The following is a 1303-nucleotide window of genomic DNA, read 5'->3' as shown; positions in this document are numbered from 1 at the left end:
CCCTGCGGTGACGCAAGCGGACGGTTATCCGCGCGGGGGGATCCGTTTGCGTCACCGGACGTGCGAGGGCTGCCTGTGGATAACTTCTGCACGGGCTTCCGAATTGCGGCAGAGTTTTCGGATGGGGGCACGCACACAGATCCCAGAGGAACTCGGCACCGCGTTTCGCGTCCGAGAAGCGCTCGCCGCGGGGGTCGGTCAAGGACGCCTGCGCGGCCCCGACCTCGACCGGCCGTTCCGGGGAATACGGGCCCTGGCGCGCGCACAACCAGAAGAAGCGGATCCATGGAACGAGCGCCGCGCGGAACTGGTCTGGCTGGCCGAGGCGTACGCTCCGCTGTTGGGGCCGGATCAGTTCTTCAGCCACGAGACGGCGATCGCAATCTGGGGCGGGCCGCTCCCGGCCTCCCGTGGTCGAGAAATGCTGGACGTTTCGGTGACAGGCACCGGATCCATTCCGCGCGGGCGCGGCGTGCGCGGACACCGCGCTCAGCCCGCCGCGACATCCACCCGCGTCGTTCGCGGACTGCGCACGGCCTCGTTCGCAACGATGTGGGCATCGATGGGCGCCGCCATGACGCGCAACGAACTCGTCGCTCTCGGTGATTTCGGCTGTCGCACGTGGCGCAATGGAGTAAACCGACCGGATCCGGGCAAGCCGCCGCTGACCACACCCGCGCAGCTCGAGGCCGCGGCGACGGCAGGCCGGCGTCGTGGAGCCGCGACGCTGCGCGAATCTCTTCCGCTGATCCGCCTCGATGCGTGGTCGCCGCGTGAAACCATGACGCGCCTCGCGATCATCGACGTGGGCTTGCCGGAACCGCAGCTGAACCTCGATGTCCTGGACCCACACGGCGGTTTCCTCGCCTGCCTCGATCTCGCGTATCCCGAGCTCAAGGTTGCGATCGAGTATCACGGTCAGCTGCACGGTGCGCAGTACGCGGCCGATATTGAGCGGATCGAGCGGCTGCGTGCCGATGGATGGATCGTCATCCAGGTGACATCCGACACGATTCGATACCCGAACATCGTCGCTCGGCGAGTTCGCGCTGCCCTGCTCGAGCGAGGATGGATGCCCGACCCGCGCTGATCGCGTGACGCCCGCTTGCGTCACCGGAGCCGATCTCGCGTCAACTCCGGTGACGCGACCGGATCCTCGTTGCCGCGGGAAGGTCCGCTTGCGCGACCGGAGCGCGGGGAGCATTTGTTCCGGTGACGCGACCGGTCCCTCGTTGCCGCGGGAAGGTCCGCTTGCGCGACCGGAGCGCACGCCGCACGTGCCCCCGTGACGCAAACGGATCCC

1 protein-coding gene is annotated in these 1303 nt (G+C 68.2%); it reads left to right on the top strand.

Annotated features, from left to right (window positions below):
- Positions 1-121 precede the first annotated feature (121 nt).
- Complete coding sequence (locus ACTIAO_RS16985) at positions 122-1090, top strand: endonuclease domain-containing protein (RefSeq protein ID WP_441845378.1); 969 nt, start codon at positions 122-124, stop codon at positions 1088-1090.
- Positions 1091-1303 lie beyond the last annotated feature (213 nt).

Origin of the sequence: Microbacterium sp., assembly GCF_052099035.1 — a bacterium.
Classification (GTDB): Bacteria; Actinomycetota; Actinomycetes; order Actinomycetales; family Microbacteriaceae; genus Microbacterium.
The sequence above is the reverse complement of the archived record's forward strand: the minus strand, read 5'-3'. Positions and strand labels throughout refer to the sequence as shown.

What these genes read in the sequence shown, in the direction of transcription:
- ACTIAO_RS16985 (WP_441845378.1), top strand. Translation starts at nt 122, where the DNA reads ATGGGGGCACGCACACAGATCCCAGAGGAACTCGGCACCGCGTTTCGC.